Origin of the sequence: Mycobacterium sp. 29Ha (assembly GCF_032883055.1) — a bacterium.
Lineage (GTDB): Bacteria > Actinomycetota > Actinomycetes > Mycobacteriales > Mycobacteriaceae > Mycobacterium > Mycobacterium gallinarum.
In genome coordinates, this window is the sequence record NZ_JAMQTI010000046.1 from 1 (window position 1) to 21,557 (window position 21,557).

Sequence of the window (21,557 nt, forward strand, 5' to 3'; positions counted from 1 at the left end):
CCCGCGACCACGAACTCAAACTCGTCAACGCCACGCCGATCGACTCCCATTAGTCGGTCAAGCAGAACGAGTGGTGCTCGTGGGTGACGACCCAGCGGCCGTCGCGCTTGCGCAGCCCTATCGTCAGCCTCAGCCTGTTGTCGGGCTTGGACTCGAATTCCTCGGGCTTGCCGCACCGCAGCAGCGCCCACGCGAACGCGACATCCTCGCCCGCCGTCACGTCGAGTTCTTCGATGTCGAATGACGCGCCCTGACGCTGAAACTCGAAGGACGGCGGCCAGGAACCCCGGTATTCGTCCATGCCGCGCACACCCCGGTACGGCGGTGGGACATCGAACATCACGATGTCCGAATCGTGGTCTGCCAGCACAGAATCAAGATCGCCCGTATGGACCGCCGCGGTCCAATCGGTGATCAGTTTGCGGATGGTCGCCTCATCGCTCATACGGGGGCAGACCACGGCACGGCTCAAAACTCATCGGGAAGCCGGCGTCTGCGACAACAGCAACAGCGCATACGCCGCGATGGACTGGGCGTCGGTGATGTCGCCGTCGCGCATCATCCGCTCCACCTCGGTGCGGGCGAACCATGCGCTGCGCATGTCCTGTTCCTCGTGTTCACGGGCGTGTTCGCCTTCGGTGATACCCGTCGCATGAAACACCAGGCCGCGCTGGCTGCTCATCCCCGGCGCGACGTCGAGCTGCCCGATGATCGTCATCGCCTCTGCACGCAGTCCCGTCTCCTCACGCAGTTCCCGCGCGGCAAGCTCGAACGGCTCGGGATCGGTGTCGTCCTGCACGGTGCCCTGGGGGAACTCCCAGCGCCGCATGCCCAACGGGTAGCGATACTGCTCGACCAGGTGGAGCCGATCGCCTTCCTGCGCGATCACCAGCGCGTACGTCGGCTTGTCGACGACAGCGTAGATGCCGTCGCTGCCGTCGGGCCGACGAATATCGTCTTCACGCAGCGAGAACCAGTTGTTCCGGTAGATCTGCCGCGAAGCAACTGTCTCGATGAAATCCACGCGCCCAGTATCCTCACGAACGTGCTGCTGTCCTCCTTGAACCCCGCGACAGTGGCGGCAGGCGCCGACATCGGCGACGCCGTGCGCATCGACGGAGCGGTGCTGAGCCGTAGCGACCTGGTCGGAGCCGCGACCTCGGTCGCCGAGCGGGTGGCCGGTGCACACCGTGTCGCCGTGCTCGCGACCCCGACGGCCACGACCGTGCTCGCGGTGACGGGCTGCCTGATCGCCGGGGTGCCCGTGGTTCCGGTGCCCGCCGACGTCGGAGTTGCCGAACGTGCACACATCCTCACCGACTCCGGAGCACAGGCGTGGCTGGGGGAGAAGCCGGCGGACACCGGCGGGCTGCAACACATACCCGTGCGGATGCACGCACGCTCGTGGCACCGCTACGGCGAACCGCACCCCGATGCGACGGCACTGATCATCTACACGTCGGGCACCACGGGTCCGCCCAAGGGAGTGATCGTGAGCCGGCGCGCCGTGGCCGCGGACATCGACGCCCTGGCGCAGGCTTGGCAGTGGACGCCCGAGGACACCTTGGTGCATGGACTGCCGCTGTACCACGTGCACGGTTTGGTGCTCGGTCTGCTCGGTTCGCTGCGCATCGGAAATCGGTTCGTGCACACCGGAAAACCGAAACCCGACCTCTACGCCGCCGCTGGCGGGTCGCTGTACTTCGCCGTTCCCACCGTGTGGTCGCGGATTGCGGAGGACTCCGCGGCGGCGTCGGCGCTCGCGTCCGCTCGCCTGCTGGTTTCCGGCAGCGCACCGCTGCCGGTGCCCGTGTTCGAGAGGCTCGCCGAACTGACGGGGCACCGACCCATCGAACGCTACGGGTCCACCGAGTCACTGATCACGATCAGCACGCGCGCCGACGGTGAGCGTCGCCCTGGGTGGGTAGGCCTGCCGCTGACGGGAATCGAGACGCGGCTACTCGACGAGTCCGGTGCTGCGGTGGCGCATGACGGTGAAACCATTGGACGGCTTCATCTTCGGGGTGCCACATTGTTCGACGGTTACCTCAATCGTCCCGACGCGACCGCCGAGGTGCTGGACACCGACGGCTGGTATCACACCGGCGACGTTGCGGTCGTCGATGCCGACGGTATGCACCGCATCGTCGGCCGCGAGTCGGTCGACCTGATCAAGACCGGCGGTTTTCGGGTGGGTGCCGGGGAGATCGAGACCGCGCTGCTCGGGCACGCCGGCGTGACGGAAGCCGCCGTGGTGGGTGTCCCGGACGGCGATCTCGGCCAGCGCATCGTCGCGTTCGTCGTCGGCGACGCCGATCCGCAGGCGCTCATCGACTTTGTCGCCCAGGAGCTTTCGGTGCACAAGCGACCGCGGGAGGTGCGGGTGGTCGAGAGCCTCCCGCGCAACGCCATGGGAAAGGTGTTGAAGAAGGAGTTGGCGCAACGAGGGGGAGCAGAGTAATGGGCTTGAGATTCGACGAGATCTGTATCGACGCCCGCGACGCCACTGCTCTGGGTCGCTGGTGGTCACAGGTGCTGGACTGGCCGCACGACGTCGATGAGGACGGCGACGTCGTGCTGCACGCACCTCCCGGTGCCGGAGTGAACTGGATCTTCATCGCGGTTCCCGACGAGAAGGTGGTGAAGAACCGCATTCACCTCGACTTCCGTCCCGACGATCAGCAGGCTGAGGTGGATCGGGTGCTGGCCCTTGGTGCGCGACGGGTCGACGTCGGGCAGCGGGGCGACGAGAGCTGGGTAGTGCTGGCGGACCCGGAGGGCAACGAATTCTGCATTCTCGCTGCCACAGACGATTGACCGTGCGGGTGTTCCGCGTGTCCGTGGTAGTGGGCGCGCTGCTGCTGGCTTCGTGTGCGACGGCGCACGCGCAACCGCCGCCACCGCCGCCGCCCGGCGACACCGGCGGATCGCTCGACATCGGAACGGGAGCGATCGACACCTTCGGCGGCTGGCTGCCCGACGGAGTCACGTTGAGCCCCTTCGACGTGGCCAACCCCATCGTCGGACTGCTGGACCCCGCACTGCTGTCCGCGATTCAGGAAGCCACGCGCCAAGCCGCGACCGAGAACGTCGACATCCGTATCAATTCGGGTTGGCGCACAAGGGGATTCCAGCAGCGCTTGTTCGATGACGGGGTGCGCACCTACGGGAGCGTCGACGTGGCACGGCAGTTCGTCGCGTCGCCGGACACGTCCAAACATGTCGAGGGCAAGGCCGTCGACATCACCCCGGTGGAAGCCGACAAGTGGTTGATCGCCAACGGCAGGCCGTTCGGCCTGTGCCAGATCTATGCCAATGAGATCTGGCATTTCGAACTGGCAACCGATGACCAGGGCCGCTGCCCGCCGCTGAAACCGAACGCGACGGGCTGAGGAGATTTGACGCGCTCAGTTGGCGTGCAGGGCCTCGTTCAGCGTGATGCCGGTGCCGTCCCGTTTGACCACCTCTACGGCTCCGGTCACCGAATTGCGCCGGAACAGCAGATTGTTGGCACCCGAGAGTTCGCGCGCCTTGACCGTCTGGCCGTCGGCGGTCTGCACCTTGGTGCCCGCGGTGACGTAGAGACCGGCCTCGACCACGCAGTCGTCGCCCAGCGAGATACCCAGCCCGGCATTGGCACCGAGCAGGCAGCGCCGGCCCACCGAGATCACCTCGGTCCCGCCACCCGACAGCGTCCCCATGATCGACGCGCCGCCGCCGACGTCGGAGCCGTCCCCGACGACCACGCCCGCCGAGATGCGGCCCTCCACCATCGAATTGCCCAGGGTCCCCGCATTGAAGTTGACGAAGCCCTCGTGCATCACCGTGGTGCCGGAGGCCAGGTGCGCGCCAAGGCGCACACGGTCGGCGTCGGCCACGCGCACTCCCGACGGCAGCACGTAGTCCACCATTCGGGGGAACTTGTCGACGCCGTAGACGGTCACCGGGCTGCGTCGGCGCAGTCGCGCCCGCACGATCTCGAAGCCTTCGACCGCGCACGGTCCGTGATTGGTCCACACCACATTGGTCAGCAGACCGAAGAAGCCGTCGGCGTTCAGTCCGTGCGGCGGCACCAGCCGGTGGGACAACAGGTGCAACCGCAGATACACGTCGTAGGCGTCGGTGGCCTTGTCCTCCAGTGACGAGATGGTGGTGCGGACGGCCACGATTTCGACGCCACGGTCCTCGTCGGGGCCGGTCAGTACGCCCAGCTCTTCCGGAATCTCGGCGACCGACAGCCGGGTCGTGCCCGCGGGGCCGTCCGTGCCCGATTCTGGGCCCAGTTCCGGTGCCGGAAACCACGTGTCCAGGACGGTTCCGTCGGCCGCGAGTGTCGCCAGGCCTATACCTGCAGCAGAAGTCACGCCGCTCAGACTAACGTCAGGCAGGTGGCTCTTGATCTGCACGGCGACCCGATCGCCTTGACCGCGGCGCTGGTGGACATCCCCAGCGAATCGCGCAGCGAGCGACGCATCGCCGACGAGATCGAGGCCGCCCTGCGCGAGCAGACGACCGGATTCGAGATCGTGCGCAACGCCGACGCGGTGCTCGCCCGCACCAACCTGGGCCGGCCGTCGCGCGTGCTGCTCGCCGGACACATCGACACCGTTCCCGCCGCCGACAACCTGCCCAGCCGGATGGCCGACGGCGAACTGCACGGCTGTGGCACGTCGGACATGAAATCCGGGGACGCCGTCTTCCTGCACCTGGCCGCGACGGTCACCGAGCCCCAGCACGACATCACGCTCGTGATGTACGACTGCGAGGAGATCGAGGCGGCGGCCAACGGTCTCGGCCGCATCGAACGCGAGCTGCCCGAGTGGTTGCAGGCCGACGTGGCCATCCTCGGCGAGCCTTCCGGCGGGTACATCGAGGCCGGCTGCCAGGGCACGCTGCGCGTCGTCATCAGAGCCGCGGGCACCCGTGCGCACTCGGCGCGATCCTGGTTGGGCGACAACGCAATCCACAAGCTCGGCGCCGTGCTGGACCGGCTTTCGGCGTATCAGGCGCGCAACGTCGACATCGACGGCTGCACGTATCGCGAGGGGTTGTCGGCGGTGCGCATCGACGGCGGGATCGCGGGCAACGTGATTCCCGATGCCTCCTCGGTGACGGTCAACTTCCGGTTCGCCCCGGACCGCAGCGTCGCCGACGCCACCGCGCATGTGCACGAGGTGTTCGACGGGCTCGATGTCGAGATCGAGCTGACCGACTCGGCCAGCGGTGCCCTGCCGGGCCTCAGCGCACCCGCCGCCGCGGCGCTGGTGGATGCCGCCGGGGGACAGGTGCGGGCGAAGTACGGCTGGACCGACGTCGCACGGTTCGCGGCGCTCGGCATCCCCGCCGTCAACTACGGGCCCGGTGATCCGAACCTTGCCCACCGGGTCGACGAGCGCGTCGACACCGCAGCCATCACCGCGGCCACCGACACGCTGCGGAGATATTTAATCGGTTGACCGCGTCCGTACGCTGGAAGCGTGCGGTGAGACAACGACTCCGGCAATCCGATTTCAGTCGTTTCAGTTACGAGAGATCTCTCGCATGTCTTCCATCACTTGTTCTGCTTTGTCATTCGCGTTCGCAGACGGCACCCCGCTGTTCACGGATCTGACGTTCACCCTCGGCGAGGGCCGCACCGGCCTGGTCGCCCCCAACGGCGCGGGTAAGAGCACGCTGCTGCAGCTGATCGTCGGCGATCGCAAACCCACCGGCGGTTCGATCAGCGTCGACGGCTCCGTCGCCTATCTGCCGCAGACGCTGCCATTCACTACGGACAAGACCGTCGCCGAAGTGCTCGGCATAGCGCACGTCATCGACGCACTCAACGCGTTGGCCGACGGTGACGCCGGCGACGACGTGTTCGCCGCGATCGGCGACGACTGGGATGTCGAGGAACGCGGCCGCGTCCAGCTCGACCGGCTCGGCCTTGGCCACCTCGAGCTCGACCGGCGGCTGGGCTCGCTGTCCGGCGGCGAGGTCGTCTCCGTCGGGCTGGCCGCGCAACTGCTCGCACAACCCGACGTCCTGCTGCTCGACGAGCCGACCAACAACCTCGACGTCGACGCCCGGCACAAGTTGTACGACGCGCTCGACGACTTCACCGGCTGTCTGCTGCTGGTCAGCCACGACCGCGTGCTGCTCGACCGCATGGACCGCATCGCCGAGCTGCACCGCGGGAGCCGCCCCGGCGGCGACATCGAACACGGCGAAATGCTTTTCTACGGCGGCAATTTCACGATGTACGAAGAAGCGGTCAGCGAGGCGCAGCGGGTCGCCGAGGGCAACATCCGCAACGCCGAACAACACCTCAGGCGCGAGAAGCGCGAAATGCAGCAGTCGCGCGAGCGCGCGGCGAAGCGGTCGTCCACGGCCGCGCGCAACATCAAGGATGCCGGGCTGCCGAAGATCGTCGCGGGCGCGATGAAGCGCAGAGCGCAGGAGTCCGCAGGCCGGATCGACGGGGTGAACGCGGCGCGTGTCGCCGACGCCAAGAACCGTCTCGACGAGGCGGAACGCGCACTGCGCGATGACGACGTGCTGGTGCTGGAGCTTCCCGAGACGAACGTTCCCGCTGGGCGCATGGTCGTGCGGGCCGAAGGCCTGACCGCGCACCGCGGCGGCCGGGCGCTGGTCACCGATGCCGATCTGACCATCCGCGGCCCTGAACGCATCGCGCTCACCGGGCCCAACGGCGCGGGCAAGTCGACGCTGCTGCGCATCATCGCCGGAGCCGCCCCGGCGGCGACATCAGATTCAGGGGAAGCGGCGCCCGACTCCGGAACCGTCGCCCGTGCCGACGGCCGCGTGGCGTATCTGTCTCAGCGACTCGACCTGCTCAGCCCCGACGCCACCGTCGCGCAAAGCCTCGCCGCGTACGCGCCCAGCCTTTCCGAAACCCGGCGGATGCACCTGCTGGCCCGGTTCCTGTTTCGCGGCAACCGCATCCACCTGCCGGTCTCGGCGCTCTCGGGCGGCGAACTGTTGCGCGCGACGCTGGCATGCGTGCTCTACGCCGAACCGGCGCCGCAGCTGCTATTGCTCGACGAGCCGACCAACAATCTCGACCTGGTCAGCGTCGGGCAGCTGGAATCGGCGCTGAACGCCTATCAGGGGGCGTTCGTGGTGGTCAGCCACGACGAGCGGTTCCTGGCGGAGATCGGAGTCCAGCGCACCCTGCGGCTATCGCTCGGACGGTTGCATTCGACTAGTCCGCGCTGATCGCCGATCTCGACGGCCAGAATTTGTGGACCGGCAGCTACCGCGGGCACGGTAAATTTGGTCCCTATGGCGATCGAGCCCGATACGAGCCCGTACGGGGGTCAGACAGTGACCGGCCCGGGCTGGCCGAACGTCGACGAGGAGATGCTGGCGGCGACGGCCGCCAAGTTCGAGGCGCTTGCCGCGAAGATCAGCGGCACGGTGGTCCCTCAGCAGCAGGGGCAGCTGATGAAGCTCACCGATGTGTGGGAAGGCTCGGGATCGATGGCCGCCGCGGGCGAGGCGACCACGATCATTGGCGGTCACGAAGCCAACGCCGCGCACGCCACCGCGATCGCGGTCAAGCTGCGCGCCATGGAGGCTTCCGTTGTGAAGACGAAACTTTTGGCCAACACCATCGCGCAGGAGACGCAGGCCGAAGCCGAAGCGATCGCCGCGATGCCCCTCCCCAACGCCGCCGAGCTGGCCCGCAGCCGGGTCATGATGGGTCTTTCGCAGAACATGGCCAACGTGACCACCAACACGACCGAGCTCGCCAACACCCTTGGCGTGCCGCCCAGCCTCCCACTGCCCGGCGCCCCGACGGTGCCCGGCGCCAAAGAGGCCCAGGACTCCACCGAGGAGGCTGCCAAACAAGCCGGTGGTGGCTCTGACCAGGCGATGCAGATGCTCAGCCAGCTGGGGTCGATGGCGGGTCAGCTCCCGCAGATGCTGATGCAGATACCCCAGCAGATGATGCAGCCGTTGCAGCAGCTGTCCCAACCGCTGCAGCAGCTGACGTCGATGTTCGGGCAGGGTGGCAAATCGGATTCGATGGGCGCGGCCGGGCTGCCGTTCTCGGCTTTCTCCAATCACCCGCTGGCGGGCGGCGGCGGTGCGGGCGGCGGCTCCGGCATGGTGCGCGCGGCATCGCTGCCCGGCTCGGGCGGGGTGCCGTCGCAGACGCCGTTGATGGCGAACCTCGTTGGCAATGCCAAGCCGGTGTCCACCGCCCCGCCCGATGGCGCGCTGGCAGGCGCCGGTGCGGTCGGCGGGGTAGCGCCGATGGCCGCGGGCGCCGGGATGGGCGGCATGGGCCCGATGATGGGCGGTATGCGCGGCGAGAGCGGCGGCACGTCGCCGGGCCTGGCGGTGCCCGCACCGCTCGACCATGATCTCGACGAGGACGACGTAGACGATGACTGGTGATAGGGGAGGACTGTGTCGCTTGGCCCACTGAAGAAGCCCGAGGGCATCAGCTGGAGCGCGGCTTCGGTCGAATTACCCGAGATACCAATGCTTCCGCCGGGTCCGGACGCGATGAGTGCGACGATCTCCGCCGTGCTTCCCACGCTGGCCGCCCAGTTGACAGCCAATGTCGCGGCGCTGCAGGCGAAGGAGCACACGTACTCCGGAAAGGTGGGCGAAGCACAGGTGGCGTACGCGGCGTCCGAGGAGTCCGGATCGCAGTCCGTCGGTCAGGTTGTCGGCATGCTGGGCAAGCTCGGCGAGCAAGCGGGCCAGCTGGCCGGGGCGCCCTCGCAGGCGGCCCAGGGTGGGTCGGGCATGTTCGGATCGCTGATCGAACAGGCGATGAAGGCCGCCCAGGGCGGCGGAGGCGGCGAGTCTGGTCAGTCTCCGGTCGGCGGTGCGCCGGTCGGTGCGGCGCTTGCCGGGAGTGCTCCACCACCGGGTGTGCCGGGTCAGCATCCCGGGCAGCCGGGCCGTGACCCGCTCGAAGAGCGGGTGGAACGCCTCGAGGAGCGCGCCGCTCGGGAAGATCGCCCGTACGAACCGCCCGCACCGGAGCAAGAGCACCGCGAGCCGTTGCAACGTGCTGACGACAGCAACCTGGCTTCCGGACCTCGGGAGAGCGCGTCCGGTGCGGGCCCGGCGCCTGTCGCACCACCCGAGCAGCCGCGTCACGCCGCCGAAGAGGATCTGGGCCGCAGGCTCTAGTCGGTTTGGGCGTCGGCTGCCTGTGCGGCGGCGTCGGCGGCCGCGCGGTGCATCCCGATGGCCGTCAATCGCTGTGCCGCCTCGCGCAGGCCCGCCGCGTCGCGGCCGACAAGTGCGCGTGCGTAGCTGAGCGCCAATTGTCCAAGCGCGCAGTCGCATTCAACGCTCGCCCGTGCGATAGCGTCGGCTGCGCGAAGGTCGCCGAGCCGGGCCGCATCGAACTGGGCCCGCAGTACGACCGCCGTCTGTCCGCCACGCTCGGCGCTGCGCGCCGCGTCGCGTGCCGCCGTCACGGCGCCGTGCTCGTCGCCCCGCGCCGACATCGTCCACGCGCGTGCCAGCGCGAGTTCCGGCGCGAACAGCATCGACTTCAAGCCGTGCCGAGATTCCGCGCGTGACAACGCCTTTCCCGCCTCGACCGTCGAGCCCTGCTGGCCGAGTGCCTGCGCCAACAGCATCCACGCCAGCGGGCCCCACGAATAACCTGTCGGCGCCAGGGCCGCCGCAGCCCGGCGCAGCAGCCGAACCGCCGACTCGAGTTCGCCCTTTGCGATCAGCACGTCGGCCACCAGCACCTCGCCGATGGCGCGGCCGGGCTGTTGCAGCTGCGCGAAGTCGGTGAGCTGCTGAGCCAGATCTTGTGCGCTGTCCAGGTCGCCCGCCATCAGCAGCGCCGTCGTCTGGCCGAAGCCACTGGTGAACCGCAGCAGTCCCGGATGCCCGGCGGCGATGGCCCGTTCGGCGAATGTGTCGACGTCGGAGAACCGTCCCATGCGGGCCGAGCTCAACGCCGCGGCCGCCGATGCCCACCCGATCGCGGTGTCGTCGGCCGCCGGGGACTTCAGGACCTCGTCCGCAATCTGCAGTGCCCGGGCCGGACCGCCTGCGTTCATCGCGAACGTCGCCGACAACGCATCCAGGGTGGTTCGGGCGGCGGGCGAGGACACCTTGTTTCGCGTCGACTTCAGGAACGCCGTCGCCTTTTCCGGCTCTGACAGCATCCAGAATTGGTTGGCGGCCAACGGCAACGCCCACGCCATCAACTCGGCTTCGGACAGGGTCGACGGATCCACTTGCGCCAGAACGGAATCAGCGTCGCGGCCGCGACCCTGCCAGGCCAGGGCGTAGGCGAGCGTCAGCCGGGCGGGCAGGGACGCCGCACGTTGCAGCGCGGCCCGTCCGAGACGCTCGGATAGCTCGAGGTCGCCGAGGCGGAGCGCTTCCTGGGCGGCTTTGACCAATTCGGCGGTTGGCTGCGGCCGGTCGGCGTCCAGGGCGAGCACGGCCAGTCGCAGCAGGTCGACCACGTCTCGAGGGGGTGCGGCGCCCAGGCGCTCGACGAGTTCTGTGCGCAGTCGGCGCAGGTCCGGTCCACCCAGTGCGTCGCGCACGGCGTCGACGAACAGCGGATGGGCGGGTCGCACCTGGTCGTCGTCAACAACGATCGCGCCTGCGGCCTCCGCCTCGGCGACGGCTTCGCGGCTCACCAACCCGGAGATTTGAGCCAGCGGGAGCGGATCGTCGACGGCCAGGTATTCCAAGACCCGGTGAGCGGTGGGGGGTAGCGCCGCGACGAATTGCTCGACCAGCGTCGCTACTCTGCTGTCGTCGTGGCCGGCGGGTTGCAGCTCGATTCGGTCGAGCAGGTCATCGTCCCAGAGCGCCGAGACCTCCTCGGCCACAGGTCCGTTGGGCGCAACCGTCACGATGAGCTTGACTGCGCCACTCACGGCCAGCTGATGGACCAGAGCCGCCGACAGCTTGTCCAGCAGGTGGGCGTCGTCCACCACCAACAGGCGGCCGTCGCCGAGTGACTTACGAGCGTTCCGCAACACCTCCGCGGTCTTGCCGGTGTCCGGTACCTCGATGAGGTGGCTGAATGCGGCGAACGGAATGGTGGCGGTGGGCGCGGTCGCAATCACCCAATCCACCCGGTCGAATTCGGTCCCCAGACGCGCAACCGCGGCGCGTGCCAGCGTGCTCTTGCCGACTCCGGCGGGGCCGATGATCACTGTTCCGGCGCGAGTTCCCCAGCCGGCTTCGAGTGTCTGCAGTGCCGGTTCAAGCGGCACGGTTACCCACTCCACTGGCACGGCGGCAGTCTATGGCTAGGTTTTAGCGTGTGTCCGGCGAACTCGACCGAGAATGGGCGGTCTGCGTCTACTGCGCGTCAGGGCCGACGCATCCTGAGCTGCTGACCCTGGCCGAGCAGGTCGGGTCCGCGATTGCGCAGCGTGGTTGGACGCTGGTATCCGGCGGCGGGAACGTGTCGGCGATGGGCGCGTTGGCGGCCGCCGCCAGGTCCCGTGGCGGCCATACCGTCGGAGTGATCCCCAAGGCGCTCGTGCATCGCGAGGTGGCCGACGTCGACGCTGACGAACTCGTCGTCACCGACACCATGCGCGAGCGCAAGCAGACGATGGAGGACCGTGCCGATGCGTTCATAGCTCTGCCGGGTGGCATCGGCACATTGGAGGAGTTCTTCGAGGCTTGGACCGCCGGCTACCTGGGTATGCACGACAAGCCGGTGGTGATGCTCGACCCGTTCGGGCACTACACCGGTTTGCTCACTTGGCTGCACGGGCTGATCGACACGGGCTACGTCACCCACCGGGCGCTGGACCGGTTGGTGGTCGTCGACGACGTCGATGCCGCTCTTGCCGCCTGCCAACCGCGTGGGTGATCGTCGAGACCCACGCCGATAGGGTGGTGTTCAGTAAGTGAACACCGGAGGGGACTCACCGCATGGCCGACCAGAAATCCGGCGTCCGAAGCAGCGTCGGTCTGCTCGACATCGCCACCCGGGTACCGCATCTGCTGATGGACGTACCTGTGATGTTGCGCGGCGCGATGACCGGTTTCATGGCGCGCCCCACCGCGAAGACGTCGATCGGCAAGGTCTTCCAGGACCGGGCGGCGCGCTACGGCGACAGGCCGTTCCTTCGGTTCGAGGATCAGGAGCTGACCTACCGCCAGGCCAACGAGACTGCCAATCGCTACGCCGCGGTGCTGGCGGCGCGCGGTGTCGGGCACGGCGACGTCGTCGGCGTCATGCTGCGCAACTCGCCGCAGACGGTGTTGCTGATGCTCGCCATCGTCAAATGCGGCGCCATCGCGGGCATGCTGAACTTCCACCAGCGCGGCGATGTGCTGTCCCACAGCATCGGACTGCTCGACGCCAAGGCGATCGTCGCCGAAACGGATCTGATCGAGCCGATCACCGAGAGCGGCGCCGACACCTCCGGGCTGATGACGCTCGAGGAGCTGGATCGCCTCGCGTCCACCGCACCCGCCCAGGACCCGGCGACGACGGCCGCGGTGTTGGCCAAGGACAAGGCGTTCTACATCTTCACCTCGGGAACCACGGGCATGCCCAAGGCCAGCGTGATGACCCACTATCGGTGGCTGCGCGCGCTCGCCGGCTTCGGCGGGCTCGGCCTGCGGCTGCACAGCGACGATGCGCTGTACTGCTGCCTGCCGCTGTACCACAACAACGCGCTGACGGTTGCCCTCGGTTCGACGATCAACGCCGGTGCGACGCTGGCGCTCGGCAAGTCGTTCTCCGCGTCGAAGTTCTGGGACGACGTGATCAGGTACAAGGCGACAGCGTTCATCTACATCGGCGAGATCTGCGCCTATCTGCTGAACCAGCCGGAAAAGGACACCGACCGCAAGCACAAGGTGAGGGTGATCATCGGCAACGGGCTGCGGCCGGCCATCTGGGACGACTTCACCGAGAGGTTCGGCATACCGCGCGTGTGTGAGTTCTACGGCGCGAGCGAGGGCAACACCGCATTCGTCAACGTCCTCAACATCGACAAGTCGACCGGGATCTGCCCGACGCCGGTGGCTTTCGTGGAGTACGACGCCGAAACCGGGGATCCGGTGCGCGACGACAACGGTCGCGTGCGCAAGGTCAAGACCGGCGAGCCGGGCCTGCTGCTGTCGAAGGTGAGCAACTTCCAGCCGTTCGACGGATACACCGACAAGAAGGCCTCCGAGAAGAAGCTGGTCCGGGACGCCTTCAAGGAAGGCGATTGCTGGTTCAACACCGGCGACCTGATGCGCTCGCAGGGCTTCGGGCACGCCGCGTTCACCGACCGGCTCGGCGACACCTTCCGCTGGAAGGGTGAGAACGTGGCGACGACGGAGGTCGAGGCCGCGGTGTCGACCGATTCGCAGGTCGAGGAAGCCACGGTGTTCGGCGTCGAGGTCGAAGGAGCGGGCGGTCGAGCGGGGATGGCGGCGATCCAGCTCAAGGACGGTCAGGAGTTCGACGGTAAAGCGTTGGCCAAGGCCGTTTACGACAAGCTGCCCGGCTACGCTCTGCCACTGTTCGTCCGGGTGGTCAAAGAACTCGCACACACGTCGACGTTCAAGAGCCAGAAGGTGGACCTGCGCAAGGAGGGCTACGGGGGATCGTCGGGTGAAGGGGACGAGGACGCCGAGAAGATCGAGGACCCGATCTACGTGCTGTCCGGTCGCGAGGAGGGCTACGTCGAGTTCTACGACGAGTACCCGGAAGAGGTCGCCGCGGGCAAGAAGCCCAAGAACTAGCGGCTTCGATAGTGCAGTAGCAACGCCCCGGTCTCGGTCGCCTGCGAATCGACCAGTTTCAAGCGGCGCAGTTCCTGCTGGCCGTCGAACATCCGATACCCGCGCCCGGCGAACGTAGGTGCGATCAGCAGCCGGTAGTCGTCGATCAGTCCGGCGTCGTGCAGCGACTTGGCCAACCCGACGCTCGCGTGGATGCCGATGTCCCCGCCGTCCCGTTCCTTGAGTTCGCGGACGTACGTCTCGGCCGGGGCGTCGACGACGACGGAATTCGACCACTCCGCGTCGAGCGGTCTCGAGGTGAACACGTGCTTCGTGGTGGCATTGATGAAGCTGCGGAACGGCTCCTCACCCTCGTTGGGCCAGTGGCCCGACCAGTAGTCATAGGTGCCGCGGCCAAGGAGGACGGCGTCCTGGCTGCCGATCACCTCGGCGATGTTGTCGAAGACCGCCTGATCGACGTCGAAAACCCAGTCGCCGGGCTCCTCTGCGACGCCGTCGAGCGACCACATGTGAAACAGGACGACCCGTCTCATCGCGGCTCCTCTTCTAGATCTTGGTGCTCAGTGTCGTTGGGTTGACTCTGTCGCGGGCGAAACCTCATCGCTTCCGCGCAGGCCCGTAGCCTGGAGGGCGTGCAGTCGACGTTTTTGGGTCGCCCGGTGGCCGGTGACCGCGCGCTGATCATGGCGATCGTCAACCGCACGCCGGATTCGTTCTACGACCGCGGCGCCACTTTCACCGACGAGGCCGCCAAGACGGCCGCCCACCGCGTGATCTCCGACGGCGCCGACATCGTCGACGTCGGCGGCGTCAAGGCGGGGCCGGGCAGCTCGGTCGACGTCGACGAGGAGATCGCCCGCGTCGTACCGTTCATCGAATGGCTCCGCGACACCTATCCCGACCAGCTGATCAGCGTCGACACCTGGCGTGCGGTGGTGGCCAAGCAGGCCTGCGCAGCCGGTGCGGACCTGATCAACGACACCTGGGGCGGTCATGACGCAGCGCTGCCCGAGGTCGCCGCGGAGTTCGGCGCCGGCTTGGTCTGCTCGCACACCGGCGGTGCGGTGCCCCGCACTCGCCCGTTCCGCGTCAACTACGGCATCTCCGAACGAGGCGTCGTGGACGATGTCATCGCAGAGGTGACCGCCGCGGCCGAGCGTGCGGTCGCCGCCGGGGTCGCGCGGGACGCCATTTTGATCGATCCGACCCACGATTTCGGCAAGAACACTTATCACGGTCTTAGTTTGTTGCGCCACGTAAAAGACCTTGTAAATACTGGATGGCCGGTCCTGATGGCGCTGAGCAACAAAGATTTCGTCGGGGAAACTCTGGGTGTGGACCTGACTGAACGCCTGGAAGGCACATTGGCTGCGACCGCACTGGCCGCCGCCGATGGCGCCGCCATGTTCCGAGTGCATGAGGTGGGTTCCACTCGACGCGTACTGGAAATGGTCGCGTCGATCCACGGAACGCGTCCACCGACGCGCACAGTGAGGGGACTGGCATGACTGTGCTAATTGAACAGCCAACGGAGCTGGCCGCCACCGATATCGCGGCACACCCTTGGCTGGCCGACAACAGCTGGAGCCGGCCCATGTGGACGATCGCCGAACTCGAGGCCGCCAAGGCCGGACGCACCATCTCGGTGGTGCTGCCCGCCCTCAACGAGGAAGAGACGGTCGCAAGCGTCGTCGAGACCATCACGCCGCTGCTCGGCGGCCTGGTCGACGAGCTCATCGTGCTCGATTCCGGTTCGACCGACGACACCGAGATCCGCGCGCTGGCCGCGGGCGCGAGGGTGATCAGTCGCGAGGTGGCCTTGCCCGAGGTCGCACCGCAGCCCGGCAAGGGTGAGGTGCTGTGGCGCTCGCTGGCCGTCACGACCGGCGACATCGTCGTGTTCGTCGACTCCGACCTGATCGACCCCGACCCCATGTTCGTGCCCAAGCTCCTGGGTCCGCTGCTCACGGCTGAGGGAGTGCACCTGGTCAAGGGGTTTTACCGGCGGCCACTCAAGGTCAGCGGCAGCGAGGACGCCAACGGCGGCGGCCGTGTCACCGAGCTGGTGGCCAGGCCGCTGCTCGCCGCGCTGCGCCCCGAACTGACCTGCTTGCTGCAGCCCCTGGGCGGCGAATACGCGGGCACCCGTGAGCTGCTGACCTCGGTGCCGTTCGCACCCGGCTACGGCGTGGAGATCGGCCTGCTGGTCGATACCTACGACCGCCTAGGCCTGAATGCGATAGCGCAGGTGAACCTCGGCGTCCGGGAACACCGCAACCGGCCGCTGACCGAGCTTGCCGCGATGAGCCGACAGGTCATCGCGACGCTGTTGTCGCGGTGCGGAGTGCCGGATTCCGGCGTCGGCCTGACACAGTTCTTTGCCGACGGCGACGGCTTCACACCGCGCACCTCAGAGGTGTCGCTCGTCGACCGGCCGCCGATGAAGAGCCTGCGGCCAGCCTTGTAGGAGCGCGCGGGTGTACGAGGGTGCGGTGCCTGTCGGCGCCTGTCGGAGGCATCGGGCAGTATCGAGGACGTGACGCTGGTTCTGCTGTATCTCGTCGTGCTGGTTCTGATCGCCATCGTGCTGTTCGCACTGGGCAGCGTGCTCTTCGGACGTGGCGAGTCGTTGCCGCCGTTGCCGCGCGATACGACTGCCACGGTATTGCCGGCCTCCGGCGTCACCGGCGCCGATGTCGAGGCGGTCAAGTTCAGCCAGACGCTGCGCGGTTACAAGACCAGTGAGGTGGACTGGGTGCTCGACCGATTGGGCCAGGAGCTCGACCTGGTGCGCGGGCAGTTGGCCGCGGTCCGTGCGGCACACGGGATCGAAGACGACGACGGGGACCCGCGCCACATCGAGGGCGGAGCGCACGCGCTGCCGTCGTCGGAGGCAGAGGGCGAACCGTGACCGCGGACGATCGTATCCGCTGTGCGTGGATCGACGAATCCCGCTTGTCACCAGACGATTTCGTGCTTTACCGGAATTACCACGACACCGAGTGGGGCCGGCCGCTGCGCGACTCGACTGCACTGTTCGAGCGCGTGACGCTGGAGGCGTTTCAGAGCGGCCTGTCGTGGCTGATCATCCTGCGCAAGCGGGAGAACTTCCGTCGAGCGTTCCACCAGTTCGACGTCGAGCGGGTCGCACGTTACCGCGACCGGGACGTCGCCAGGTTGATGGAGGACGCCGGCATCGTGCGTAACCGCGCGAAGATCGAGGCGACCATCGCCAACGCCCGCGCGGTCGCTGATCTGGATGTGGACTTCGGCGAGTTGCTGTGGTCTTTCGCGCCGCCGCCGAGGCCACGTCCGGGGGCCATGGCCGACGTCCCGGCGGTCACCCCGGAGTCGACCGCGATGGCCAAGGAACTGAAGCGGCGAGGCTTCCGGTTCGTCGGGCCGACGACGGCGTACGCCCTGATGCAGGCGACCGGAATGGTCGACGATCACACGGCAGACTGCTGGGTGCCAGCGACATTTCAGTGACCTGTCGATGGGGCGTCGGGGTGGCCATCGCCGGGTCTTTGCACACGCGAAGCCGTGGATAGGGAACAATAGAGGGGATTCGTTAGGCCCACCGTGCGGGCTGGCTCATGTGGAGGGAGCACTCGATGGCGGCGATGAAGCCCCGGACCGGAGACGGTCCACTGGAAGCAACCAAGGAGGGGCGAGGCATCGTGATGCGGGTACCGCTGGAGGGCGGCGGACGTTTGGTCGTCGAACTGACCCCAGATGAGGCGGCAGCGCTGGGCGACGAGCTCAAGGGCGTCACCAGCTAGTCGGCGCGGGAGCGCGAGCATTCGCGCCTAGGACGTCACCTTCCGATAGATCTCGAGGGTCTGCTCGGCGATGTGCGCCCACGAGAACTCGTCAATGCAGCGCTGCCTGCCCGCCTGACCGAATTGCGTGGCGCGTTGCCGGTCGGCCACCACCGCGTTGACGGCGTCGGCCAGCCGCGACTCGAAGCCCGTCGGGTCGTTCGCGTCGTAGTGGACCAGGGCGCCGGTGTGTCCGTCGGCCACCACCTCGGGGATGCCGCCGACATCGGAAGCGACCACCGCCGTGGCGCAGGCCATTGCTTCCAAGTTGACGATACCGAGCGGCTCGTACACCGACGGGCATACGAAAACTGTTGCAGCGGAAAGAATTTCGCGAATCTTCGAAATCGGCAGCATTTCGCGCACCCAGAAGACGCCGGTGCGGCTGCGCGCCAGGTCCTGCACGGCCTCGGTGACCTCCGCCGCGATTTCGGGGGTGTCGGGTGCGCCGGCGCAGAGCACCAGCTGGATATCGGGGGCGAATCTGTGTGCCGCCGCGATCAAATGCGGGACGCCCTTTTGGCGGGTGATCCGCCCGACGAACGCGACGATCGGCCTCGTCATGTCCACGCCGAGTTCGGCGAGCACCGACTCGCCCGCGTCCGGTGGGGCCGGGTACCACACCTCGGTGTCGATCCCGTTGCGCACCACGTGCACCCGGTTCGGGTCCAGCGCCGGATAGGTGCGCAGCACGTCCTCGCGCATGCCCGAGCTGACGGCGATCACCGCGTCGGCGGCTTCCACCGCAGTCTTCTCCACCCACGACGACACTCGGTATCCGCCGCCGAGCTGTTCTGCCTTCCACGGCCGCATCGGCTCCAGCGAGTGTGCGGTCAGCACATGTGGAACGCCGTACAGCAGCGCGGCCAGGCGGCCCGCCATCCCGGTGTACCAGGTGTGTGAGTGCACCACGTTGGCCTGACCCGCGGCGTTGGCCATGTTGAGGTCTGCCGACAACGTCGACAGGGCGGGGTTGGCGCCCAGCAACGCGGGATCGGGTTGCGCGACGATCGCGCCCTCGCGGGGCGCGCCCATGCAGTGCACGTCGACCTCGCACAGGTGCCGCAGCTGGGCGACGAGCTCGGTGACGTGAACGCCTGCCCCGCCATAGACCTCGGGTGGATACTCCCGAGTCATCATCGCCACCCGCATGGAGACGACGGTACCGAAAAAGAAGGCCGTATCTCAGGCCCGCTTGCTTGTTTTCGAATGCGATTAGGTGTCAATAACCTTGACAGACAGCTGCGAATGCCTAGCCCCGGTCGGCGGGGGCGGATAGGTTTGGATCATGCGGGAACTGCCACACGTGCTAGGTATCGTCCTGGCTGGCGGCGAAGGCAAGCGGCTGTACCCATTGACCGCCGATCGGGCCAAGCCTGCGGTCCCGTTCGGCGGCGCGTACCGGCTGATCGACTTCGTGCTGTCGAATCTCGTCAACGCGCGATATTTGAAGATCTGCGTTCTGACGCAATACAAATCGCATTCGCTGGACCGTCACATCTCGCAGAACTGGAGGCTTTCGGGGCTTGCCGGTGAGTACATCACCCCGGTGCCCGCGCAGCAGCGCCTCGGCCCGCGGTGGTACACCGGTTCCGCGGACGCCATCCTGCAGTCGCTGAACCTCGTCTACGACGAGGACCCCGACTACGTCGTCGTGTTCGGTGCCGACCACATCTACCGGATGGATCCGGAGCAGATGCTGCACTTCCACATCGAGAGCGGCGCGGGCGTCACGGTCGCGGGTATCCGGGTGCCGCGCTCGGAAGCGAGCGCGTTCGGTGTCATAGACGCCGACGAGTCGGGACGCATCCGCGCGTTCATCGAAAAGCCTTCTGATCCGCCGGGCACGCCCGACGATCCCGAGCAGACGTTCGCGTCGATGGGCAACTACATCTTCAGCACCAAAGTGCTCGTAGACGCGATCAAGGCCGACGCCGACGAGGACCACTCCGATCACGACATGGGCGGCGACATCATCCCGCGACTCGTGAACGACGGCATGGCCGCGGTGTACGACTTCAATGACAACGAGGTGCCCGGTTCCACCGAGCGCGATCACGGCTACTGGCGTGACGTCGGAACCCTCGATGCGTTCTACGACGCCCATATGGACCTGGTTTCGGTGCACCCGGTGTTCAACCTGTACAACCGGCGCTGGCCGATCCTCGGCGAATCGGCGAATCTGGCGCCGGCGAAGTTCGTCAACGGCGGCTCAGCGCAGGAGTCGGTGGTAGGCGCGGGCAGCATCATTTCGGCGGCGTCGGTGCGCAATTCGGTGCTGTCGTCCAATGTCGTGGTCGACGACGGCGCGATCGTGGAGGGCAGCGTGATCATGCCGGGCACCCGAATCGGTCGCGGGGCCGTGGTGCGCCACGCGATCTTGGACAAGAACGTCGTCGTGGGGCCCGGCGAGATGGTGGGCGTTGACTTGGAGAGAGACCGCGAACGCTTCGCGATCAGCGCCGGCGGTGTCGTCGCCGTCGGCAAGGGCGTCTGGATCTAGGCTTCGTTGTCCCTCCCCTACCTACGGTGTGGGCCCAACCTGCGTCGTGGGCCCAGGCCGAGCGCGCCGTCGTCGGCGCAGTAGCCGCCACCCCGCCCACACCAGTACGACGACGGCCACCAGCACCAGCACCGGTACCAGGATCGCCACGAAGACCAGCCCGACGCTGATGCCGTCCTCGACCGTGCTCAGCACCGGTGCGGCCATGCCTGCCGTGGCCACGTTGGCGGCCGGTCGCACCGTGGACTTCGTCACCGACACCACCAGCGCGACAACGACACCGATAGCGACGGGGATCCACTGACCGGACTGTGCGAAGGCGCCCGGGTCGGCGACGGCGTTGGTTTGCGCCGCGGTGCCCGACCCGAACACGATGCCGCCGGCCGTCGGGCGGACGAAGGTTTGGATCGCGTCGTTGATGCTGTCGAGCGCGGGCACCTTGTCGGCGACGATCTCGACGAAGAGCAGTACGGCGACGATCGCCATGACCCAGCCGTTCTCGAGCCAAGCCCACCCGTGCGGCAGGGTGACGAGGTCGGTGAACCGCGACAGCAGTCCGAGCGCCAGTAGCGGGATGTAGGCGTTGAGGCCCGCGGCGGTGGCCAACCCGAATCCGGTCAGCAGCTCCACTTACGCATTATGGGCATGACTTGTCAGTGCGCGTTCATATCTTGACCGCATGGGGTCGAAACGGCACAAGCTGGCCGAAGACGACGATCCCGACTGGCTCGGCCATGCGGTCTGAAATTGTGTCGATTCAGGTTGTCGGCCTGTTGCCTCACGTCAAGATGCGCGCGTGGGGGCATTCGTTGCCTCACGTAAACGTGCGCGCTTTGTCACTGGAGGTGGGGCGCCGTCGCCGGCTTTGCTGGTGGCCAGAGTGAAGAGCTGTGCGGTCAACGCCTGAATCTGGCGTTGAGCGGCGGCTGGATTGATCAGCGAGTAGGTCCGGGTCAGGCCCACGATGCGGTCGACGGTCATGGTCGGGTGGGCGGTCGCGCGGTGGAATGGGGTGGTGGCTTTGTCGTGTTTCTTGGATACCTTGGCCCCGGTGCGGACTTTGGTGATCAATTTCTGTTGCGGGTAGAAGTAGTTGGTCAGCTTGGACTGCAATTGCCAGATCTCGTTGAGGAGCAACAGTTCTGAGGCGGTGTCGTAGCGGTAGTAGCCCACCACGGTGCGTACGACCGTCCAGTTCTTCTGCTCGACGTGGCAGCCGTCGTTCTTATTGCCCGGCCGTGACCGGGTGAACGTGATCTGACGATCTCGGCACCATGCCAGCAGGTCGTCGTTGATGAATTCCGACCCGTTGTCACAGTCGACCCCGAGGATCGGGAACGGCATGGCGGCGGCGATGTGATTGAGGGCTGCCAGTATGTGTTTGGCCGCCCTGTCAGGTAGTGAGTGGCTCTCGGTCCAGCCGGTAGCGATGTCGGTGACCGTCAGCGTGAAGGCATGGCCTCCACCACGGCTGCCGCCGTCGTGAAAGACCGTGTCGATCTCGACGAAGCCGGGCACCG

Annotated in this window: 23 protein-coding genes; 15 read left to right on the forward strand and 8 right to left on the reverse strand. The window is 67.2% G+C overall.

Annotation, left to right across the window (positions count from 1 at the left end; translation table 11 throughout):
• Positions 1 to 49: 49 nt before the first annotated feature.
• Positions 50 to 445, reverse strand: coding sequence for an SgcJ/EcaC family oxidoreductase (locus tag M1248_RS32370; RefSeq protein ID WP_317150824.1), 396 nt, complete (start codon positions 443 to 445; stop codon positions 50 to 52).
• Positions 446 to 475: 30 nt separating this feature from the next.
• Positions 476 to 1,024 (reverse strand): NUDIX hydrolase, encoded by a 549-nt coding sequence (locus tag M1248_RS32375; protein ID WP_317150825.1) that lies wholly within the window; start codon positions 1,022 to 1,024, stop codon positions 476 to 478.
• Between the two features lie 21 nt (positions 1,025 to 1,045).
• Here M1248_RS32375 and M1248_RS32380 point away from each other — a divergent pair, with 21 nt between their 5' ends.
• Genes M1248_RS32380 through M1248_RS32390 form a run of 3 tightly spaced genes read left to right on the forward strand, consistent with a single transcriptional unit; the run spans position 1,046 to position 3,392 of the window.
• Positions 1,046 to 2,461, forward strand: a complete 1,416-nt coding sequence (locus tag M1248_RS32380; RefSeq protein WP_317150826.1) for an acyl-CoA synthetase — start codon at positions 1,046 to 1,048, stop codon at positions 2,459 to 2,461.
• Positions 2,461 to 2,817 (forward strand): VOC family protein, encoded by a 357-nt coding sequence (locus M1248_RS32385; protein ID WP_317150827.1) that lies wholly within the window; start codon positions 2,461 to 2,463, stop codon positions 2,815 to 2,817. Before M1248_RS32380 ends, M1248_RS32385 begins: the two co-directional genes overlap by 1 nt.
• 23 nt (positions 2,818 to 2,840) lie before the next feature.
• A complete protein-coding gene (locus M1248_RS32390; protein ID WP_317150840.1) occupies positions 2,841 to 3,392 on the forward strand; it encodes a M15 family metallopeptidase in 552 nt (183 codons plus the stop codon).
• Positions 3,393 to 3,407: 15 nt separating this feature from the next.
• Here the strand turns inward: M1248_RS32390 and dapD are convergent, their stop codons facing one another.
• Positions 3,408 to 4,373, reverse strand: coding sequence for a 2,3,4,5-tetrahydropyridine-2,6-dicarboxylate N-succinyltransferase (gene dapD, locus M1248_RS32395; RefSeq protein WP_163737509.1), 966 nt, complete (start codon positions 4,371 to 4,373; stop codon positions 3,408 to 3,410).
• 15 nt (positions 4,374 to 4,388) lie between these two features.
• Between dapD and dapE the strand changes: the two genes are divergently transcribed.
• From dapE to M1248_RS32415, 4 genes are all read left to right on the forward strand, one after another.
• The gene (dapE, locus tag M1248_RS32400; RefSeq protein ID WP_163730188.1) at positions 4,389 to 5,456 is read left to right on the forward strand and encodes a succinyl-diaminopimelate desuccinylase; all 1,068 of its coding nucleotides are present in this window, start codon (positions 4,389 to 4,391) and stop codon (positions 5,454 to 5,456) included.
• 85 nt (positions 5,457 to 5,541) lie between these two features.
• Positions 5,542 to 7,218, forward strand: a complete 1,677-nt coding sequence (locus M1248_RS32405; protein ID WP_317150828.1) for an ABC-F family ATP-binding cassette domain-containing protein — start codon at positions 5,542 to 5,544, stop codon at positions 7,216 to 7,218.
• A 66-nt stretch (positions 7,219 to 7,284) separates the two neighbouring features.
• Positions 7,285 to 8,406: a hypothetical protein gene (locus tag M1248_RS32410; RefSeq protein ID WP_317150829.1), complete on the forward strand. Its 1,122-nt coding sequence runs from the start codon at positions 7,285 to 7,287 to the stop codon at positions 8,404 to 8,406.
• 12 nt (positions 8,407 to 8,418) lie between these two features.
• On the forward strand, positions 8,419 to 9,156 hold the full coding sequence (locus tag M1248_RS32415; RefSeq protein ID WP_317150830.1) for a hypothetical protein: 738 nt from the start codon (positions 8,419 to 8,421) through the stop codon (positions 9,154 to 9,156).
• On the opposite strand, the gene M1248_RS32420 is transcribed toward M1248_RS32415, so the two are convergent.
• Positions 9,153 to 11,249: an ATP-binding protein gene (locus M1248_RS32420; protein ID WP_317150831.1), complete on the reverse strand. Its 2,097-nt coding sequence runs from the start codon at positions 11,247 to 11,249 to the stop codon at positions 9,153 to 9,155. The two genes, M1248_RS32415 and M1248_RS32420, sit on opposite strands and share 4 nt — an antisense overlap.
• Positions 11,250 to 11,278: 29 nt before the next feature.
• On the opposite strand from M1248_RS32420, the gene M1248_RS32425 reads away from it, so the two are divergent.
• On the forward strand, positions 11,279 to 11,839 hold the full coding sequence (locus tag M1248_RS32425; RefSeq protein WP_317150832.1) for a TIGR00730 family Rossman fold protein: 561 nt from the start codon (positions 11,279 to 11,281) through the stop codon (positions 11,837 to 11,839).
• 62 nt (positions 11,840 to 11,901) lie between these two features.
• The gene (gene fadD6, locus M1248_RS32430; protein ID WP_317150833.1) at positions 11,902 to 13,713 is read left to right on the forward strand and encodes a long-chain-acyl-CoA synthetase FadD6; all 1,812 of its coding nucleotides are present in this window, start codon (positions 11,902 to 11,904) and stop codon (positions 13,711 to 13,713) included.
• Here fadD6 and M1248_RS32435 read toward each other — a convergent pair.
• Complete coding sequence (locus tag M1248_RS32435) at positions 13,710 to 14,246, reverse strand: dihydrofolate reductase family protein (RefSeq protein WP_317150834.1); 537 nt, start codon at positions 14,244 to 14,246, stop codon at positions 13,710 to 13,712. The genes fadD6 and M1248_RS32435 overlap by 4 nt on opposite strands.
• Before the next feature lie 150 nt (positions 14,247 to 14,396).
• On the opposite strand from M1248_RS32435, the gene folP reads away from it, so the two are divergent.
• The 5 genes from folP (at position 14,397) to M1248_RS32460 (ending at position 17,495) form a co-directional block, all read left to right on the forward strand.
• Positions 14,397 to 15,221 carry a dihydropteroate synthase gene (gene folP / locus M1248_RS32440; protein WP_317150841.1) on the forward strand — a complete coding sequence of 275 codons (825 nt, stop codon included), beginning with the start codon at positions 14,397 to 14,399 and terminating at the stop codon, positions 15,219 to 15,221.
• Entirely contained in the window at positions 15,218 to 16,180 is a 963-nt protein-coding gene (locus tag M1248_RS32445) for a glucosyl-3-phosphoglycerate synthase (protein WP_317150835.1), read from the forward strand. The genes folP and M1248_RS32445 overlap by 4 nt, the downstream gene beginning before the upstream one ends.
• 69 nt (positions 16,181 to 16,249) lie before the next feature.
• Entirely contained in the window at positions 16,250 to 16,624 is a 375-nt protein-coding gene (locus M1248_RS32450; protein WP_317150836.1) for a DivIVA domain-containing protein, read from the forward strand.
• Positions 16,621 to 17,202, forward strand: a complete 582-nt coding sequence (locus M1248_RS32455) for a DNA-3-methyladenine glycosylase I (RefSeq protein ID WP_410506779.1) — start codon at positions 16,621 to 16,623, stop codon at positions 17,200 to 17,202. The genes M1248_RS32450 and M1248_RS32455 overlap by 4 nt, the downstream gene beginning before the upstream one ends.
• A gap of 125 nt (positions 17,203 to 17,327) precedes the next feature.
• On the forward strand, positions 17,328 to 17,495 hold the full coding sequence (locus tag M1248_RS32460) for a DUF3117 domain-containing protein (protein ID WP_003406247.1): 168 nt from the start codon (positions 17,328 to 17,330) through the stop codon (positions 17,493 to 17,495).
• A gap of 27 nt (positions 17,496 to 17,522) precedes the next feature.
• Here M1248_RS32460 and glgA read toward each other — a convergent pair whose 3' ends face one another.
• Entirely contained in the window at positions 17,523 to 18,686 is a 1,164-nt protein-coding gene (glgA, locus tag M1248_RS32465) for a glycogen synthase (RefSeq protein WP_317150837.1), read from the reverse strand.
• A 136-nt stretch (positions 18,687 to 18,822) separates the two neighbouring features.
• Between glgA and glgC the strand changes: the two genes are divergently transcribed.
• A complete protein-coding gene (glgC, locus tag M1248_RS32470; RefSeq protein ID WP_163730175.1) occupies positions 18,823 to 20,037 on the forward strand; it encodes a glucose-1-phosphate adenylyltransferase in 1,215 nt (404 codons plus the stop codon).
• A gap of 21 nt (positions 20,038 to 20,058) precedes the next feature.
• On the opposite strand, the gene M1248_RS32475 is transcribed toward glgC, so the two are convergent.
• Together M1248_RS32475 and M1248_RS32480 are read right to left on the reverse strand one after the other, a co-directional pair.
• The gene (locus M1248_RS32475) at positions 20,059 to 20,667 is read right to left on the reverse strand and encodes a DUF4126 domain-containing protein (RefSeq protein WP_317150838.1); all 609 of its coding nucleotides are present in this window, start codon (positions 20,665 to 20,667) and stop codon (positions 20,059 to 20,061) included.
• A 153-nt stretch (positions 20,668 to 20,820) separates the two neighbouring features.
• On the reverse strand, positions 20,821 to 21,557 hold a 737-nt coding region (locus M1248_RS32480), incomplete at its 5' end, for a transposase family protein (protein ID WP_317150839.1).

What these genes read in the sequence shown, in the direction of transcription:
- M1248_RS32370 (WP_317150824.1), bottom strand. Translation starts at nt 445, where the DNA reads ATGAGCGATGAGGCGACCATCCGCAAACTGATCACCGATTGGACCGCG.
- M1248_RS32385 (WP_317150827.1), top strand. Translation starts at nt 2,461, where the DNA reads ATGGGCTTGAGATTCGACGAGATCTGTATCGACGCCCGCGACGCCACT.
- M1248_RS32405 (WP_317150828.1), top strand. Translation starts at nt 5,542, where the DNA reads ATGTCTTCCATCACTTGTTCTGCTTTGTCATTCGCGTTCGCAGACGGC.
- M1248_RS32410 (WP_317150829.1), top strand. Translation starts at nt 7,285, where the DNA reads ATGGCGATCGAGCCCGATACGAGCCCGTACGGGGGTCAGACAGTGACC.
- fadD6 (WP_317150833.1), top strand. Translation starts at nt 11,902, where the DNA reads ATGGCCGACCAGAAATCCGGCGTCCGAAGCAGCGTCGGTCTGCTCGAC.
- M1248_RS32435 (WP_317150834.1), bottom strand. Translation starts at nt 14,246, where the DNA reads ATGAGACGGGTCGTCCTGTTTCACATGTGGTCGCTCGACGGCGTCGCA.
- folP (WP_317150841.1), top strand. Translation starts at nt 14,397, where the DNA reads ATGGCGATCGTCAACCGCACGCCGGATTCGTTCTACGACCGCGGCGCC.
- M1248_RS32445 (WP_317150835.1), top strand. Translation starts at nt 15,218, where the DNA reads ATGACTGTGCTAATTGAACAGCCAACGGAGCTGGCCGCCACCGATATC.
- M1248_RS32460 (WP_003406247.1), top strand. Translation starts at nt 17,328, where the DNA reads ATGGCGGCGATGAAGCCCCGGACCGGAGACGGTCCACTGGAAGCAACC.
- glgA (WP_317150837.1), bottom strand. Translation starts at nt 18,686, where the DNA reads ATGCGGGTGGCGATGATGACTCGGGAGTATCCACCCGAGGTCTATGGC.
- glgC (WP_163730175.1), top strand. Translation starts at nt 18,823, where the DNA reads ATGCGGGAACTGCCACACGTGCTAGGTATCGTCCTGGCTGGCGGCGAA.